Annotated in this window: 19 protein-coding genes; 17 read left to right on the top strand and 2 right to left on the bottom strand. The window is 41.4% G+C overall.

The window, feature by feature from the left end; translation table 11 throughout:
• Positions 1 to 28 precede the first annotated feature (28 nt).
• The 4 genes from aroQ to AA0Y26_RS13925 all read left to right on the top strand — a co-directional run bounded on the left by aroQ (position 29) and on the right by AA0Y26_RS13925 (position 3,362).
• Positions 29 to 460: a type II 3-dehydroquinate dehydratase gene (gene aroQ, locus AA0Y26_RS13940; protein WP_413362642.1), complete on the top strand. Its 432-nt coding sequence runs from the start codon at positions 29 to 31 to the stop codon at positions 458 to 460.
• Between the two features lie 14 nt (positions 461 to 474).
• Positions 475 to 1,533 (top strand): M24 family metallopeptidase, encoded by a 1,059-nt coding sequence (locus AA0Y26_RS13935; protein WP_413362640.1) that lies wholly within the window; start codon positions 475 to 477, stop codon positions 1,531 to 1,533.
• Between the two features lie 17 nt (positions 1,534 to 1,550).
• Complete coding sequence (gene efp / locus AA0Y26_RS13930) at positions 1,551 to 2,108, top strand: elongation factor P (RefSeq protein WP_413362638.1); 558 nt, start codon at positions 1,551 to 1,553, stop codon at positions 2,106 to 2,108.
• Positions 2,109 to 2,219: 111 nt separating this feature from the next.
• Positions 2,220 to 3,362, top strand: a complete 1,143-nt coding sequence (locus tag AA0Y26_RS13925) for a DUF4085 family protein (protein ID WP_413362636.1) — start codon at positions 2,220 to 2,222, stop codon at positions 3,360 to 3,362.
• A 309-nt stretch (positions 3,363 to 3,671) separates the two neighbouring features.
• On the opposite strand, the gene AA0Y26_RS13920 is transcribed toward AA0Y26_RS13925, so the two are convergent.
• Positions 3,672 to 4,337 (bottom strand): vWA domain-containing protein, encoded by a 666-nt coding sequence (locus AA0Y26_RS13920; RefSeq protein ID WP_413362634.1) that lies wholly within the window; start codon positions 4,335 to 4,337, stop codon positions 3,672 to 3,674.
• Positions 4,338 to 4,710: 373 nt separating this feature from the next.
• Here AA0Y26_RS13920 and AA0Y26_RS13915 point away from each other — a divergent pair, with 373 nt between their 5' ends.
• The 13 genes from AA0Y26_RS13915 to AA0Y26_RS13855 all read left to right on the top strand — a co-directional run bounded on the left by AA0Y26_RS13915 (position 4,711) and on the right by AA0Y26_RS13855 (position 15,411).
• On the top strand, positions 4,711 to 4,920 hold the full coding sequence (locus AA0Y26_RS13915; protein WP_036158132.1) for a stage III sporulation protein AC: 210 nt from the start codon (positions 4,711 to 4,713) through the stop codon (positions 4,918 to 4,920).
• Positions 4,917 to 5,294, top strand: coding sequence for a hypothetical protein (locus AA0Y26_RS13910; RefSeq protein WP_413362632.1), 378 nt, complete (start codon positions 4,917 to 4,919; stop codon positions 5,292 to 5,294). The genes AA0Y26_RS13915 and AA0Y26_RS13910 overlap by 4 nt, the downstream gene beginning before the upstream one ends.
• Positions 5,295 to 5,303: 9 nt before the next feature.
• Positions 5,304 to 6,203, top strand: a complete 900-nt coding sequence (locus AA0Y26_RS13905) for a stage III sporulation protein AE (RefSeq protein ID WP_413362630.1) — start codon at positions 5,304 to 5,306, stop codon at positions 6,201 to 6,203.
• Positions 6,200 to 6,361, top strand: a complete 162-nt coding sequence (locus AA0Y26_RS13900; RefSeq protein WP_413362628.1) for a hypothetical protein — start codon at positions 6,200 to 6,202, stop codon at positions 6,359 to 6,361. Before AA0Y26_RS13905 ends, AA0Y26_RS13900 begins: the two co-directional genes overlap by 4 nt.
• Before the next feature lie 26 nt (positions 6,362 to 6,387).
• The gene (locus tag AA0Y26_RS13895; protein ID WP_413362626.1) at positions 6,388 to 6,762 is read left to right on the top strand and encodes a hypothetical protein; all 375 of its coding nucleotides are present in this window, start codon (positions 6,388 to 6,390) and stop codon (positions 6,760 to 6,762) included.
• Positions 6,752 to 7,285, top strand: coding sequence for a SpoIIIAH-like family protein (locus AA0Y26_RS13890; RefSeq protein ID WP_413362624.1), 534 nt, complete (start codon positions 6,752 to 6,754; stop codon positions 7,283 to 7,285). Before AA0Y26_RS13895 ends, AA0Y26_RS13890 begins: the two co-directional genes overlap by 11 nt.
• A 195-nt stretch (positions 7,286 to 7,480) precedes the next feature.
• Positions 7,481 to 7,969, top strand: a complete 489-nt coding sequence (gene accB / locus AA0Y26_RS13885) for an acetyl-CoA carboxylase biotin carboxyl carrier protein (protein WP_413362622.1) — start codon at positions 7,481 to 7,483, stop codon at positions 7,967 to 7,969.
• A gap of 14 nt (positions 7,970 to 7,983) precedes the next feature.
• Positions 7,984 to 9,351: an acetyl-CoA carboxylase biotin carboxylase subunit gene (accC, locus tag AA0Y26_RS13880; RefSeq protein WP_413362620.1), complete on the top strand. Its 1,368-nt coding sequence runs from the start codon at positions 7,984 to 7,986 to the stop codon at positions 9,349 to 9,351.
• Positions 9,352 to 9,692: 341 nt separating this feature from the next.
• Complete coding sequence (locus AA0Y26_RS13875; protein ID WP_413362618.1) at positions 9,693 to 10,091, top strand: Asp23/Gls24 family envelope stress response protein; 399 nt, start codon at positions 9,693 to 9,695, stop codon at positions 10,089 to 10,091.
• 161 nt (positions 10,092 to 10,252) lie between these two features.
• Positions 10,253 to 11,881: a glycerol-3-phosphate dehydrogenase/oxidase gene (locus AA0Y26_RS13870; protein ID WP_413362616.1), complete on the top strand. Its 1,629-nt coding sequence runs from the start codon at positions 10,253 to 10,255 to the stop codon at positions 11,879 to 11,881.
• 28 nt (positions 11,882 to 11,909) lie between these two features.
• Entirely contained in the window at positions 11,910 to 12,719 is an 810-nt protein-coding gene (locus AA0Y26_RS13865) for an MIP/aquaporin family protein (protein WP_413362614.1), read from the top strand.
• Positions 12,716 to 14,206, top strand: coding sequence for a glycerol kinase GlpK (glpK, locus tag AA0Y26_RS13860; RefSeq protein ID WP_413362612.1), 1,491 nt, complete (start codon positions 12,716 to 12,718; stop codon positions 14,204 to 14,206). Before AA0Y26_RS13865 ends, glpK begins: the two co-directional genes overlap by 4 nt.
• A 74-nt stretch (positions 14,207 to 14,280) precedes the next feature.
• Positions 14,281 to 15,411 (top strand): M20 family metallopeptidase, encoded by a 1,131-nt coding sequence (locus AA0Y26_RS13855; RefSeq protein WP_413362610.1) that lies wholly within the window; start codon positions 14,281 to 14,283, stop codon positions 15,409 to 15,411.
• 150 nt (positions 15,412 to 15,561) lie between these two features.
• Here the strand turns inward: AA0Y26_RS13855 and AA0Y26_RS13850 are convergent, their stop codons facing one another.
• On the bottom strand, positions 15,562 to 16,209 hold the full coding sequence (locus tag AA0Y26_RS13850) for a hypothetical protein (RefSeq protein WP_413362608.1): 648 nt from the start codon (positions 16,207 to 16,209) through the stop codon (positions 15,562 to 15,564).
• Between the last annotated feature and the right edge of the window lie 178 nt (positions 16,210 to 16,387).

Genomic DNA, 16,387 nt, shown 5'->3' with positions numbered 1-16,387 from the left:
GAAATGTGTGGGAAAGGGAGATGGAGGGATGAAGCTTTTTGTGCTAAATGGCCCAAATTTAAATCGTCTGGGAAAACGTGAGCCGGAGATTTACGGCTCTGAAACACTGGACGATGTAAAAGAAAAATGTGAATTGCTGGCAGAGGAGTACGGAGCAGCTATTGATTTTCGGCAGTCAAATCACGAAGGTATCTTACTTGATTGGATTCATGAGGCGGAAGATACAGGGATCGATGGTATAGTCTTTAATCCGGGAGCCTATACGCATACAAGCATCGCTTTACGCGATGCGGTCGCGGCAGTGAATGTGCCGGTGATTGAAGTACATATTTCTAATATTCATAAACGTGAAACATTTCGGCATGAATCAAAGCTTGCAGCAGAATGTGTCGGCCAGATTTCCGGACTGGGAACGTTCGGGTATGAACTGGCGATGAGAAAGTTTTTACAAAGACGATAAGGGGAAATGTAACCATGAAACTAGCAAAATTACGTGAAAGTTTACTCGATAAGGGGCTAGATGCCATTCTTATCACAAACGAATACAATCGCCGTTATATGACGGGCTTTACAGGTACTGCAGGTGTAGCAATCGTTTCCAAGGATGATGCTGTGTTCATTACAGATTTTCGTTATACAGAGCAGGCGGCAGAGCAAGTGAAAGATTTTCGTATTGTACAGCACACAGGTACGATTATTACAGAAGTAGCAGCGCAAGCAGAAGCAATGAATGTAAAGACACTTGGCTTTGAAAAAGAAGCTATGACATACGGCATGTATGAGTTGTATAACAAAGAGGTAAAGGCAGATTTCTTGCCGGTTTCGGGATTGATTGAAAAAATTCGCTTGATTAAGACAGAGCAAGAGATTAATATTATTAAGGTTGCATGTGAAATAGCAGATCATGCATTTACACATATTCTGGATTTCATCAAGCCTGGAAGAACAGAACTTGAAGTGTCGAATGAGCTTGAATTCTTCATGCGTAAACAAGGTGCTACAAGCTCATCTTTTGATATCATCGTAGCGAGTGGGATCCGCTCTGCGCTCCCACATGGTGTTGCGACAGATAAAATCATTGAAAAAGGTGATTTTGTAACGCTTGATTTCGGTGCATTATATAACGGTTACATTTCAGATATTACACGTACCGTAGCTGTTGGGCAGCCTTCAGAAAAACTTGTGGAAATGTACAATGTTGTACTAGAATCACAACTGCTGGCGCTTGAAAAAGTAGGACCTGGCATGACAGGCATTGAAGCGGATGCAGTAGCACGTGATTATTTAAAATCAAAAGGCTACGGTGAAGCTTTCGGCCACTCGACAGGTCATGGCATTGGCCTGGAGGTTCATGAAGGGCCTGGCTTATCATTCCGTTCCGAAACAATTTTGGAGCCTGGCATGGCGGTTACGATTGAACCGGGCGTTTACCTGCCTGGCATCGGTGGCGTTCGTATTGAGGACGATATTTTAATCACGGAAACTGGTAATGAAAAATTAACGCATTCGACGAAGGAATTAATTATTTTATAATAGTTGGAGGAATAAAAATGATCTCAGTAAATGATTTCCGTACTGGCTTAACTATCCTTGTGGAAGGAAACCTATTTCGTGTAATTGATTTCCAACACGTAAAACCAGGAAAAGGTGCAGCTTTCGTACGTTCTAAATTACGTAACCTACGTAACGGCAATGTAGTAGAGAAAACTTTCCGTGCGGGTGAAAAAGTAGAGAAAGCAATGGTAGAAAATCGTAAAATGCAATATCTTTATGCACAAGGTGATGAGCATGTATTCATGGACATGGAGTCTTATGATCAAACAACTCTTTCAGCTGCACAAATTGAAGACGAGTTAAAATACTTGTTAGAAAACATGGAATTGCATATTCAATCATACCAAGGCGAAATGATCGGTATCGAATTACCGAACACAGTAACGTTAGTTGTTGCTGAAACAGAACCTGGTATCAAAGGCGATACAGCTTCAGGTGGTACAAAACCTGCGAAAATGGAAACAGGCTTAATGGTAAACGTACCGTTCTTCGTAAATGAAGGCGATAAATTGATCATTAATACAACAGACGGCTCTTACGTATCTCGAGGGTAAGATGCTGAATACACTAGCACCCGCTTTATGAGCGGGTGTTTTTTTAGTTTGTCATTTTAACATGGCTATTATAATAGACAGTAAAGAGATCAGCTAAAATGAAGAAAGCAGGTGGAGAAGGTGTGGCATTTAACAATAGAAGAAAAGCGGAAGTTTGAGCGAACATCATTATTACCGATTCAAGAATCAGATGATAACTGGGACATCGTTATTCGGGAGGCAGAAGAAGAAGGGAGAAATCTGGATGAAGAGCTTTCAGCAGAATTACAAGAAATTCGTGAAGAACTGCTCACTTTCCTCCCTCAACGATTTCATCCATACATCCACAATAGGACAATTAATACGCCTCTTCTAGCGAAGGATGTACGGAATGATTACATAGAGTGGATGCACGGGCAGCAGCGGATTTTTGAAATGATACTTGAGCAAGCCGGACAAGGCAGGGAAGAGGTTATGCCTATTCTAACAAAAAATGCACAAGAGATTTTTCAGGACTCCTTACATGATGGGGTTATCGCCAATATTGAACGCAGTGGAAATGATGTAGCCATTATGCTTAATATGGAGAGTGGCTTTACTCCAAAAGCAATGATTGTTCTGAGATTTATAAATGTATGGAATGAAGAGGGATCTCCGGAAATCGGAAGCTGGTATATTTATGACGAGTTAAGGAAGGTAAATGGGAGAGTCGCCCTGCGTGTAATTTTTGACTGCCCGGAGATGCAATGGACAATTGAATGTGAAACAATCGAAGCGGCATATTATTTCAGGCCTGCATCGTATTTTGAAAGAGAAGAAGGGATAGGCTTACAGGATTATATAGAATCATTAAACTCTTCCTACAGGTATGCGTTCATTTCGGATTCAATCTTGCCTTGGGATTTGAAAATGCCGGCTGAAAAAGCTGATGGATTATATATTGAAGAAGTAAAGGTGGCGGAAACAGCTGCTGAATGTATTGAGCGTATTTATTGTGATACTTATGAAGACCCATATGCTGTTTTCAGCATACCATTACCTGTAGAGGAATTAGAGGAGGCAGCGCTTGGGGATGATGTAGAGCGGCGAGTGCGCGCTTTTAATACGTTGTATGATAACCCTTCGCCTAACAAGGAAATCATCAACCGGATCTTTCATAAAATCATCATTCATGAAGAAAATGAGATGATGGTCTCAATCATGGTCAATCACTTCAAAAAGATAGGTATTCTAGATGAAAAGAACACGAAAAAATTCCAAAATATATTGGATTAAACGGTGAGTCTTTTTCTAAACAATCTTATAAATAGAAAGAGAATCTGTCCCCTTCAGAGAAGTCCATCTTCAAAGGTTTCTCTAGAGAGGTCAGATTCCTGCTTTTATAGTGAATAAAATTCGTACGAAATCATCTGGACCAGCTGAAAGTGGCCGCCTGGGCGCAGTTTGCTGGTCCAAGGAGGCATTGAGTTTTAATCTTTGTTCCCTCAGCACTCAATTGATGGCATCCATCGGCTGCTGGATGCCACGGATTGGGCTTATATAATAATCCATGCATAAACTTATTGAGAAAATATAGCTGTTTTGTTAGGAAATGATACCTTGTGCTTTCGCCTCTTCAAGCCAGCTCGGGAATTCATCTAACAATGAATTATATAAATCTTCATCTGATGTATGTTCAAGTGCTTCTAAATGGAAGAAATTCGCGTTATCTATTAAGCGTCCTTCCATCGTATCCAATTTCCGCAGTACATCGAAATTTGAATTGCCTATGCCGACGAACTGCCAAAAGAGCGGTTTATTGGAAGAGCTCATAATCCATTTCTTTATACCACTTCTACATCCTCCGTCATTAACAAAGATAATAAAAGCCGGCTCCTTGCTAGGCTCCTCATTAACATATTTATTGACAACATCCTTCATGACCAGGGGTTCATCATTGCGCCCAAATTTATGGACAGCATCATTCTGCAGAATGGCACGCTCTACATACCCTGGAAGCTCCTTTTCTGAGACAGCCGGTAGACGGGAAAATGTATTATCATACACCCAGACATCAAGCATTCCATCATCATCAAATTGGCTGGCAACAGCCAATACACGCTCGACTGCATCTTGCACTATACCTTCACTGTAAAGCTTCCGCATAGAACCTGAAATGTCGAGGACTAAGGCAACACGCGCCTTCACCCCAACCAGCTTCTTTTTTTCCAGAACAATCTTCACCGTTTTCTTGCGTAAATCAATGGACATAATAATCCTCCTTAAGTAGAAAAATTCAATGATGCTTCATTAAAAATGGTCTCGTTTTTTGCCTGTTTATAGTAATGTGTTAAAAATGCTGCATGAAAACTAATCAGAAATGATTAATTCTCTTAATATTGTAGGAAGAAACATTGATTAAATCAAATAATTGTTCATATATTTTGAAATTTGGTTAATTTCAGGAAGAAAAGGATTAGTAATTTAATATGCTTAGTACATCAAACTCAGGCATCTGCTAAGTTTGGTAATTTGTCTACCTATTACCAGAATCTACTGAGACAAGGTGAGCTGTTTTAAGTTTAAGGTTCTGATTTCCACTACCCTTTCATATATTGCGGTACGGGAGGAGGGGAGAGTTGCTGTGGAGTTGCAAGATGTATTGCGCGTTGCTGCGGTCGGTTTGATCGTTGCGTTACTGCATATATTTTTTGAACAAACCGGGAAGAAGGAGTTTTCATTTTTTTTATTTTTCATCGCCTATCTATATATGACGATTGAACTGATTCGTTTTTTACAATTGTTTTTCGATGAACTAGCTCAGTTTTTGAAATGGCTCTCCTTTTCAATATGAAGTACTTGATTTTCACTGTCGTCTGCATGGTGCTCTTAAATTTTATTAAAGGAGCAATAGGGAAGCTTCATTCTATCATTAGTATTATTTTTTTCTTTTTATTCCTTACACAAATTTATCAATTTGTTCTCTATCCATTATTTTCGGAGCTTGTTTCTATTACGGATGTTCTTCCTTATAGTAAGCTCATCATCTACACTGCACTTCTTCTATTATTTAGTCAGCTGATCAAGGCCGTATTAGAGGAGCAGGAATATGATGCGCTTTCTCAAGGGGTGGATATTGCTGTTCGAGGATCACTTATATTGTTGTGGATCCAACAGCTGAAGCCTGCCATGTCGCAATTGACTGTGCTATTACAGAAATTGAGCTAGAGGGATACTATGTCAGCATTATTGAAGCCGCTAACTGAATCGATATCTATGTTGATTATGTTGCTTTTTTTGTTTCTTCTGATGGTGGTAATTGAAGGGTTGGCCAAGCAATCAAGGCAGTTTCTGTCGACTGTTTTTTTGTTTCTTATCCTGGTCATTGTAACAAAGCACCTAGTTGAGGCATTTACACTAATGAAAGAGCTCGCTTCCATTTTTTCGCACTTTTTTTTAGGATTCATTCCTCTAGTGAGCACCGTGCTTGTTATTGTCCAGTCAGTTATATCCTTTGTTGCGTGGAGTCCGGCAATTGTGTTTGTGCTACAACTGCTTGTCTATGTATGTGACAAGCTATTGATTCCCTCCCTTTTTATGGCGCTTGTGTTCGATGCCTGTTCGAGATTGTATCCACAAGTATCCTTTTTAAAGATTGCCGAGTTGATTCGAAAAACGGTATTCAGTATCATCGCAGCTTCAATTTTACTACTTTCTTCTATATTAACGTTTTCAAGTGTGGCCTTCTTTTCCATTCAGGAGACACTCTCTACACCATTAAAAAAGGTAATTGAACAAAATGTTCCGATTATCGGCTCGCTTCTAGTAGAAGGAATGTCTCTATTGAAGAACTTTCAATCGACTGCCACGACGATTACAGGCTTTACTACCATTACAGCACTCGTTCTCATGTCATTTTACCCGGCTGCTACCTTGTTAATTAAAGCCTTTACGTTTAAGCTGGCTGGAGCAATTGCAGAGCCGTTTGTGGATTCCCGTATAAGCCACCTGCTCGATGACATCGGTAAAACGCTTTTCATCCTTTGTGCTATAGGACTAGTATTAGCGATCGGCTTTATTGTGATCTGGCTTATTTTATTCTTCATTGTTCAAATTGGAACGGGGAAATCGCTATGACCGAGTTGTTATATATCATTATTTTCTCTGTTGTTCTCCAGGCAATACTAGGGGAAGAGGACTTTACTACCTTTGTGAAACTAGCGATATTTTTATGGATGTTTGAATTTATTGCAAGCAATATCAAGTATATTGGCGCAATATTTCTCATAGGATAAGTTGACAGAAAGGGGGCAAGCAATATGTGGCAACAAAAAAGGCGAACATAATCGCGTTGCTTGTCATGGCCCTCGTCGGTTTTATGCTTCTAAAACAAGACTCAAGCCCATCACAACAGCAATCGATTGAGGAGCAACTGGCTGCAACGCTGGCAAAAATTGAAGGTGTTGGACAAGTATCCGTATATCTCCATACGGACGCGTCAAAGGAGTCATCATTATTTTCATTCAGCGGAGAAAAAGACACTTCGACGTACACAGGGGTTTTAATCGTTTCCGAAGGTGCGGGTTCACCTTCAGTGAAGAGAAAATTGGTGCAGACAGTCAGTTCCGTCCTCCAATTATCTCCACATCGAATAGTTATTTTACCTATGGAAAAGGGGGAGCTTCATGAAAGTTAAAAAGAGAACGGTTTGGTTTTTGACACTAGTGTGTCTAACGGCGGTGATATCAGTCTATTATTTATTTGAAAAACCGAGTGATTTTAGTTTTACAACAATCTTTACAGATGATTCGTTAGATGGTGCAATCCTGACAGGGGTTGATGAAGCAGAAACAACACAAACGGATAGCTATGCATTTGAAGAATTCCGTCTGGAAATGAGCAATGAGCGCAGTCAGCTGAGAGAACAATTGACTCAAAAGATGGCTTCAGATGAATACACAGCTGAAGAAAAAAGCGCTGCATTTGATGAAATGAATGCTTTGATCGAACAGGAATCAAACGAAGCAATGCTTGAAATGCTCGTCAAATCGCTTGGTTATTCAGATGCACTAGTTCGCATTGATGACAAAAAAGTAAACGTTACAGTTATGTCAGAAGAGATGTCAAAGCAGCAGGCGAATGAAATTGTTCATCTTGTGATGACGGAACTTGATTCTAGCATTCAGGTATCTGTCGATAATTCTCCTAAGTACTACTAAATATAGAAAAAAGTAAATTGCATCTCTCGCGAATGTGTTATATAGCAGAGGATGCAATTTTGCATACAAAATGTAAGCGTTTGTACTAACTTATGTGTTATTTTTTTAATTTTAGAAATACCTATTTCAAAATAGCCCATTTAATTATAAAATAGATGTCGTAGTTTATAAATTACATACAAGGGAGAGTTATGAATGTTCAAAATCCAAGAAATCCGTGAAATCATTAAACTAGTGGATGCTTCTTCAATCGATGAGTTCGTATATGAAGCTGATGGATCAAAAGTGAAGCTTAAGAAAAACGGTGGTACTGTAGAAGTAGTTGCACCTAAAGCGGCGGCTCCGGCACCTACTCCTGTTGTAGAACAAGAACAAGCGGCACCAGCACCTGCTCCAGTAAAAGAGGAAGCAGCACCAGCAGCTCCAGTAGCAGCAGACGCGGATCTTCACAAAATTACTTCACCGATGGTAGGTACATTCTATCAAGCTCCATCACCGGATGCATCTGCTTACGTAAAAGTAGGGGACAAAGTGGGTGACGAAACAATCGTATGTATCGTCGAAGCAATGAAATTATTTAACGAAATCGAAGCTGAAATAAAAGGCGAAATCGTAGAAGTACTAGTGAAAGACGGCCAATTAGTAGAGTACGGCCAACCATTATTCTTAGTAAAACCTGAGTAAGGAGCGCTGCTGACATGAAAAAAGTATTAATTGCAAACCGTGGTGAAATCGCAGTACGCATTATTCGTGCATGTAAAGAATTAGATATTCAAACAGTTGCAGTATATTCAGAAGCAGATGCAGAGGCTCTTCATGTAAAATTAGCTGACGAAGCATATTGTATCGGTCCAAAACTATCAAAAGACTCATATTTAAGTTTTCCTGCCGTATTAGGTGTGGCTCAAAAGACAGGTGCTGATGGTATTCACCCTGGCTATGGCTTCCTAGCGGAAAATGCTGATTTTGCAGAGGCTTGTGAAAACGCCGGAATCAAATTCATCGGCCCATCATCACATTCTATTAAAATCATGGGAATTAAGGACGTTGCACGTACAGAGATGGAAAAGGCGGACGTTCCGCTTGTTCCTGGTACAGGCATTGTACCTGATATTGAAACAGCAAAACAATGGGCAAACGAAATTGGATACCCTGTCATTATTAAAGCTACTGCTGGCGGCGGTGGTAAAGGTATTCGTGTTGCCCGTACGGAAGAGGACCTTGTAAAAGGCATTGAAATTACGCAAAAAGAAGCCGCTGCCGCATTCGGTAACCCGGGCGTCTATTTAGAGAAATTCATTGAATACTTCCGTCACTGTGAAATTCAAGTGTTAGCGGATGGCCACGGCAATGTCGTACATCTTGGTGAACGTGATTGTACAGTACAACGCCGTATGCAAAAGCTTGTTGAAGAAGCTCCATCTCCAGCGTTATCACCAGAACGCCGCGCAGAGATGGGCGAAGCAGCTGTTAAAGCCGCCCTAGCTTGTAACTATGAAGGTGCAGGTACAATTGAGTTTATCTATGATTACCAAGATGACAAATTCTACTTCATGGAAATGAATACACGTATCCAAGTAGAGCATCCTGTTACAGAAATGATTACAGGTGTAGACCTTGTTCAACAACAGCTGAAAATTGCTGCAGGCGCTGAGCTTCCGTTTAAACAAGAAGACATCAAAATTAATGGCTGGGCAATCGAGTGTCGAATCAATGCTGAAAATGCATATAAAAACTTCATGCCTTCAGCAGGTACAGTAGACACTTATATTACACCAGGCGGCTATGGGGTACGTATCGACTCAGCTGTATATGCTGGCTATACAATCCCTCCATACTACGATTCAATGGTGGCGAAGCTGATCGTTCATGCAGATACGCGTGAAGAAGCGATCGCGAAAATGAATCGTGCACTTTCTGAGTTCGAAGTATCAGGACCTGGAATCCATACAACGATTCCATTCCACCTGGCGCTGATGAACAACGAAGTATTCAAATCTGCGAAGTTCAATACGAAGTTCCTAGAAGAGAACGATGTATTGGGTATAGCTGAAAAAGCGAAATAATCACCTTATTGAAGCTGTCCGGAAAGTTAAAACTTTCTGGGCAGCTTTGTGTTTTTATAACAAATACCTGCTGCCTCTTCAGCAGGTACGAAAAAATGGATTGTTTCCTTTACTGCTATAGAGAAATGGTGAAACGTTTTGAAAATACCTTTTTTCCGTTGAAAAGAAGTCTAGTATGTCCTGATATACCAACTTTCTAAAAGAAAGGGAGACTTTCAAATAAGGCAGGGTTTTCATCTCACATTATCAGAAAAATGGTGTATAATAGGGATGCGAGAAAGTAGAAATTTGACTGTATACGACTGGACTCGTCCGGTTATTGTAAAGAGAGGATGTTAATTATGGCTGAAAAACAACCGACATCATTTGTACAACCTACACCAACAGGGAAAGAGGAGCTTGGCCGCATTGAGGTAGCTTCAGAAGTGCTGGAAGTTATAGCGGGCATCGCGACTACTGAGGTCGAAGGTGTGGCTGCGACACGCGGCAATTTTGCGTCTGGGGTTGTAGAGCGCTTTGGCAAAAAAGTGCACTCTAAGGGCATTAAAGCGTCAATGACAGAAGAAGGACGAATTGCAGTTGATGTATTTTGTTCGGTGAAATATGGTTATTCCATTCCAAAAGTAGCAAAAGGCGTCCAGACATCTATCCGACAAGCTATTCTAAATATGACAGCGATTGAAACAAATGAAGTGAATGTACATATTACAGGCATTCAGTTCGAAAAAGAAGAGGCATAAGCATAAAACATAAGAGTAGGAAATGTTGCACCATAACATTCCTGCTCTTTTTCTTTTTTGCATATGAAGAGTCAGGGTAAACTGCGGAGTATGACGTTTTTGTTTAGGATATTCAGGGAAAGCACATTATGTATGGAAATTGACGAAAGGGTTGATGACACATGAAATTTTCAGTGCTACATCGTCACGAACAAATAGATCGAGCATCTGATGAAACTTTTGATTTACTTGTTATTGGAGGCGGCATTACAGGGGCGGGTATCGCACTTGATGCAGCAGCTCGCGGATTATCGGTTGTGCTATTAGAAATGCAGGATTTTGCTGAAGGTACATCCAGCCGTTCAACAAAGCTTGTGCATGGGGGGCTTCGTTATCTAAAGCAATTTGAAATAAAGGAAGTAGCAGAGTTAGGACGTGAGCGAGCGATTGTATATGAGAATGGTCCGCATGTCACAACACCTGTATGGATGCTCCTTCCATTTCATAAAGGAGGAACGTTCGGGAAATTTACTACTGCACTTGGATTAAAGGTGTATGATGTACTGGCTGGAGTGAAAAAGGGTGAACGGCGCTTTATGCTTTCAAAAGAAGAGACAATGGAGAGAGAGCCGCTTGTAAAAAGAGATGAGCTGCTAGGCGGCGGTGTTTATGTAGAATACCGTACAGATGATGCCCGCTTGACCATTGAAGTGCTCAAGGCCGCAAATGAACGAGGAGCAGTCCTTTTTAATTATATGAAAGCTGTGGACATTAATACAAATAACCTTGCGTTTAAAGAGGTGGCAGCAGAGGATGTACTCACTGGTAATCGCCATACATTCAAAGCGAGAAAGATCGTTAATGCGGCGGGGCCATGGGTGGATGAAGTCCGCAAGATGGACGGAGAAGTAACCGGAAAGCATCTGATTTTATCAAAAGGGGTCCATGTCGTATTCGATCAAGCAGACTTCCCGCTAAAACAAGCCATTTATTTTGATACGCAAGACGGGCGAATGGTATTTGCTATTCCACGTGAAGGCAAAACTTATGTAGGAACAACTGACACTTTCCATGAAGGTGATCCAAAAGATATGAAAGCTGAACAGTCTGATATTGATTATCTACTTAACGCGATTGCCTACATGTTCCCGACGACCAATTTAACACAGGAACATATCGAATCTACATGGGCAGGGGTACGTCCGTTGATTCATGAAGAAGGAAAAGACCCCTCTGAGATATCCCGGAAAGATGAAATTTGGCAATCTTCCACAGGTGTTATTACAATTGCGGGCGGAAAGCTGACAGGATACCGTAAAATGGCTGAAAAAATTGTCGATTTGATCGTAAAACAGCTGGAAGGCGAATACGGTAAAACATACCGAGCATGCTCAACGAAAAAAATTCCGATTTCAGGTGGAGACTTAAGCGGGTCGAAGCATTTTGAAACATATATCCAACAGAGTATTCAAAAAGGAAGATCACAAGGACTGACAGAGAAGGAAAGTGAGCGCCTGGCAAGGTTATACGGTACGAATATTGATCTGGTATTGAACTATATTAAAGATGCAGCTAGCTTACCTAACATGCTTTATGCACAACTTCTTTACAGTATTCATCATGAAAGTGTAGCAAAGCCAGTAGACTTCTTTGTTAGAAGAACGGGCGCACTGTTCTTCGATATCGCTGCTGTGGAAGCTCATAAAGATGCGGTTATTGATGAGATGCAGCGTATCCTCGGCTGGAAGGAAGAAGAAAAATTACGTTACACAGAGGAACTAGAAGCAGAAATAACAAACGCAAAAGTATAAATAACACGACAGCTGGGGAGGGCCGTGTATGTCAGAATTTTTGGGAGAAATTATCGGTACAATGATCCTTATTTTATTCGGAGGTGGCGTTGTTGCCGGCAACGTATTAAAATTTTCTAAAGGGGAAAATGGCGGCTGGATTGTCGTGACGATCGCCTGGGGGTTGGCGGTCGCCATGGGGGTATATGCAGTCGGCGATATCAGCGGTGCACATTTAAATCCGGCACTTACAATTGCTCTTGCATCAATCGGTGATTTTCCTTGGGGAGATGTACCGATGTATATTTTAGCTCAGATGATTGGAGCAATTATCGGTGCAGCTCTTGTATATATGATGTATTTGCCACATTGGGGAGCCACGAAGGATGCAGATTTAAAGCTGGCTGTATTTAGTACAGCACCTGCAATTCGTCATCCATTATCCAATTTGATTGCCGAGCTGGTCGGCACTTTCGCACTTGTCCTTGGGATTTTAGCAATCGGTGCTAATGAATTTACAGAGGGGCTAAATCCCATTATTGTCGGAACACTTATTATTGCCATTGGTATGAGCCTGGGGGGTCCAACAGGGTATGCGATTAATCCTGCCCGGGATTTAGGTCCTCGTATCGCTCATTTTTTGCTGCCAATTCCAGGGAAACGGGATTCGGATTGGGCCTATGCCTGGGTACCGGTGGTAGGCCCGATTGTCGGAGCCGTTTTTGGTGCTTTGTTTTATAAACAATTTTTCCGCAGTGAAAACTCAATTGCATTTTGGGTTTGTCTAGCGCTTGTGCTGGCAATCTTTTTCGCTGCACAAGTTTCCATGTCCAAGAGGAAGGTAGGGGATCATGTATGAAGAAATATATTATGGCACTTGATCAAGGAACAACAAGCAGCCGTGCAATTTTATTTGATGAAATGGGGAATCCTGCGCATATGGCTCAGCAGGAGTTTAAACAGCATTTTCCAAAGTCAGGGTGGGTCGAACATAATCCGGTGGAGATTTGGAGTTCTATTTTATCCGTCATCGCTCAAATATTATCCAAAAATAACATTGCTGCTGAACAAATTGAGGGGATTGGTATTACCAACCAACGAGAAACGACAGTTGTTTGGGATAAACATACTGGTGAGCCAGTCTATAATGCAATTGTTTGGCAATCTCGCCAAACAGCGGGCATTTGTGAGCAACTCAAAAGTGATGGCCATGAACAGTTATTCCGGGATAAGACAGGATTATTGATTGATGCGTATTTTTCCGGGACGAAAGTAAAGTGGATTCTAGATAATGTAGAAGGTGCCCGTGAAAAAGCGGAAAATGGGGATCTCTTGTTTGGCACAATTGATACGTGGATTATTTGGAAGCTGACGGATGGTGCGGTGCATGTAACAGATTATTCGAATGCATCAAGAACATTAATGTACAACATCTATGAACTGAAATGGGATGAAGAACTGCTTGAGATTTTGGGTGTTCCGTCCTCTATGCTTCCGGAAGTTCGGCCGTCTTCCGAAGTCTACGGAGCGGTAGTAGGCAAACATTTCTTCGGTCATTCTGTACCAATTGCCGGTATAGCAGGAGACCAGCAAGCGGCGCTTTTTGGCCAAGCTTGTTTTGAAAAGGGAATGGCCAAAAACACATACGGAACAGGCTGCTTCATGCTGCTTAACACAGGGGAAGAAGCAGTGAAATCTGAACATGGACTGCTTACGACAATTGCCTGGGGAATCGACGGCAAAGTACATTACGCGCTTGAAGGAAGTATCTTTGTCGCAGGCTCAGCCATTCAATGGCTGCGGGATGGACTAAGAATGTTCCGGAAATCGAGTGATAGTGAGGATTATGCTAAACGCGTAAAGGATACAGACGGTGTCTATGTTGTGCCAGCCTTTGTGGGACTCGGAACACCATATTGGGATAGCGATGTCCGCGGCGCGGTATTTGGATTGACAAGAGGAACGAGCAAGGAGCATTTCATCCGGGCCACATTAGAATCTCTTGCTTATCAAACGCGTGATGTATTTGCGGCAATGGCATCTGACTCTGGTATTGATACAAAAACACTCCGAGTCGACGGCGGAGCTGTGTCGAATGATTTTCTCATGCAGTTTCAGGCGGATATTCTCAACGTACCTGTCGAACGCTCGACCGTTAATGAAACGACAGCTCTCGGGGCTGCGTACCTTGCAGGTCTTGCAGTCGGCTTTTGGAAAAACAAAGATGCTGTACAAGAAAATTGGCAGCTTAGCCAAAAATTCGAACCTAAAATGGATGAAGAACAGCGAGAGACATTATTCGCTGGTTGGCATAAAGCCGTAAAAGCTGCACAAGCTTTTAAATAATCTATCGGTCTCTATTCTTTTTAGAATAGAGACTTTTTACTTTGGGTAAAAGAAAAAGAAAGGGGATGAGCAGTATGGAGGCACATGAATACTTCCTTTCCTATGAAAAGGAAATAATTGACGATATAAAACATCTTGTCATGGCTGAATCACCTTCTCTTCAGAAGGAGCGGGCTGACCAGTGCAAGGACGTCCTGCAAGGGTTATTTAAAACGTATTTTGGCAAAAAAGCGCAGGAAATGGTGATGACGGAGGTGGGGAATCACTTAAAATTCACATATGGACAGGCAGCTGAACAAGTGCTGCTTGTTGGCCACTATGACACAGTGTGGGAGCCAGGTGCCATAACTTACCGGGAAGTTTCAGATAAAATTTATGGACCTGGTATTTTAGACATGAAAGCAAGCTTGATTAGCGCCATCTGGTTTTTAAAGTACGTAGACGAATTCGATATACCGTTAAAGAAAAAAGTTGTACTTTTTATTAATAGTGATGAGGAAATCGGCAGTACAACATCGCGGTCCTTTCTTGAGGCAGAGGCAGCAAAAAGTGCAGCAGCTTTTATTTTAGAACCCCCTGTTGCAGGAACAGGGGATTTAAAGACAGCACGAAAAGGGACATCGAAATATTTACTCACACTTCAGGGACATTCCGCACATGCCGGAAATAATCCGCAGGAAGGCGTAAGCGCTATTAAAGAGGCGGCGAAGCAAATTTTAGATATTGAAGCCTTGACCAATTATGACAAAGGAACAACACTCAATGTAGGGATGGTTCAAGGGGGAGGCAAATTAAATGTCATACCTAATGAGGCACATTTAGGTGTGGATGTACGTGCTGCAACGAAGGAAGAACAGCATAAGATCGATCATTATTTTGAAGAAATAGAGCCGCATGACGAAAGAATGAAAATTGAAGTCGAGGGTGGTATTAATAGACCGCCTATGGAACGAACACATCAAACAGCTGAATTGTTTGAGATAGCTAAAGAGGAAGCTGAGGAGCTGGGAATGGACCTCCGAGAGGCGAAAGTAGGAGGCGGAAGCGACGGAAATTTCACAGCACCACTTGTCCGTACGTTAGATGGACTGGGTCTTGTAGGCGATGGCATACATGCCGAACATGAACATATCAAAAAAGAGCATATCGCCGAGCGATTTGCTCTATTAACGAAGACTGTGCTGGAAGTTATAGAGGAATGCTGACGATCGGCAAGAAAAGGGGGATTCTAGAAAGCCTTGGTTGCTGGACAGTTCTTTCTCGTACTAAATTGAATATACGTGAAATATGATTTTTATGGCAGTTTCATTCAAAGGGGCATTACCCTCATTGGTAAGGGCATCTTAAAATGACTATTAAAACTTTTTTCTTTGCTTTTTTTGCGGCAATTTAATCTTCTCATCTATCCGTTCTAAATAGAAGAAATTTGAAAAATACTGTATACCACGAGACTGGTTAAGTGCCTCCTTTTTTTGAAGTTCAAACTCAGTCATATTGCCCTTTTTGTAATGGAGAGTAGCTGCAATCATAGAAGACATCCATGGTTTTTGCAGAAGGAAGTTTTTAGATTTATCATTTCCTTGTGAAGCCTCAATAAGTGCCAGGTGATAGTTGCGCATTAATTCAGTAGGAATCTGAGAAGCGAAATCCTTTGCCGTGTTATAGTCATGCTCAAGCAGGGCCTTGTGAGACCGGTACATACCTTGTACAAGCGGGGACCGATAGGCGGCCAGCACTAAGTCAATTGCCTGCAACTGAACTTGAACTGATCCGCTTTTTAAAGAATAGGTATAGTGATAGAGCGGATTTTTTAGAGAGGACTGTAAAAAATGTTCGATCCGATCTACGTTTCGGCTCCTATACAATACATGTAGAACATAGAAAGTACGGGCAAGTGAAATACTGATTACCGAGAGGGTGAACAACCAAAATGGCAGCTTGAAGAATACGGTTAATATGCAGGCTATAATGGCATATAGCAGCAAGCCGAATGTAAAGCTCATATAAACACCTCCAATTATTTCCCCTTTATAGGATATTAGCTAATGATTCATAAATTTATCATACTTGTCTAATAGGAAGGGTTTTTGCTAAAATGAGACGTTATTCGTAAGAAAAGTTTATGGTAGCGGTGTACCACAACAGAAAATATGCTATCATAAACAGTAATGTGAACAAGAA

This window comes from Lysinibacillus canaveralius, from assembly GCF_047301505.1.
In the GTDB taxonomy this organism is placed as follows: domain Bacteria; phylum Bacillota; class Bacilli; order Bacillales_A; family Planococcaceae; genus Lysinibacillus_B.
The sequence above is the reverse complement of the archived record's forward strand: the minus strand, read 5'-3'. Positions and strand labels throughout refer to the sequence as shown.

Coding starts and splice junctions, on each gene's coding strand:
- aroQ (WP_413362642.1), top strand. CDS start 29: ATGAAGCTTTTTGTGCTAAATGGCCCAAATTTAAATCGTCTGGGAAAA.
- AA0Y26_RS13935 (WP_413362640.1), top strand. CDS start 475: ATGAAACTAGCAAAATTACGTGAAAGTTTACTCGATAAGGGGCTAGAT.
- efp (WP_413362638.1), top strand. CDS start 1,551: ATGATCTCAGTAAATGATTTCCGTACTGGCTTAACTATCCTTGTGGAA.
- AA0Y26_RS13920 (WP_413362634.1), bottom strand. CDS start 4,337: ATGTCCATTGATTTACGCAAGAAAACGGTGAAGATTGTTCTGGAAAAA.
- AA0Y26_RS13910 (WP_413362632.1), top strand. CDS start 4,917: ATGAAGTACTTGATTTTCACTGTCGTCTGCATGGTGCTCTTAAATTTT.
- AA0Y26_RS13905 (WP_413362630.1), top strand. CDS start 5,304: ATGTCAGCATTATTGAAGCCGCTAACTGAATCGATATCTATGTTGATT.
- AA0Y26_RS13900 (WP_413362628.1), top strand. CDS start 6,200: ATGACCGAGTTGTTATATATCATTATTTTCTCTGTTGTTCTCCAGGCA.
- AA0Y26_RS13890 (WP_413362624.1), top strand. CDS start 6,752: ATGAAAGTTAAAAAGAGAACGGTTTGGTTTTTGACACTAGTGTGTCTA.
- accB (WP_413362622.1), top strand. CDS start 7,481: ATGTTCAAAATCCAAGAAATCCGTGAAATCATTAAACTAGTGGATGCT.
- accC (WP_413362620.1), top strand. CDS start 7,984: ATGAAAAAAGTATTAATTGCAAACCGTGGTGAAATCGCAGTACGCATT.
- AA0Y26_RS13875 (WP_413362618.1), top strand. CDS start 9,693: ATGGCTGAAAAACAACCGACATCATTTGTACAACCTACACCAACAGGG.
- AA0Y26_RS13870 (WP_413362616.1), top strand. CDS start 10,253: ATGAAATTTTCAGTGCTACATCGTCACGAACAAATAGATCGAGCATCT.
- AA0Y26_RS13865 (WP_413362614.1), top strand. CDS start 11,910: ATGTCAGAATTTTTGGGAGAAATTATCGGTACAATGATCCTTATTTTA.
- glpK (WP_413362612.1), top strand. CDS start 12,716: ATGAAGAAATATATTATGGCACTTGATCAAGGAACAACAAGCAGCCGT.
- AA0Y26_RS13855 (WP_413362610.1), top strand. CDS start 14,281: ATGGAGGCACATGAATACTTCCTTTCCTATGAAAAGGAAATAATTGAC.
- AA0Y26_RS13850 (WP_413362608.1), bottom strand. CDS start 16,209: ATGAGCTTTACATTCGGCTTGCTGCTATATGCCATTATAGCCTGCATA.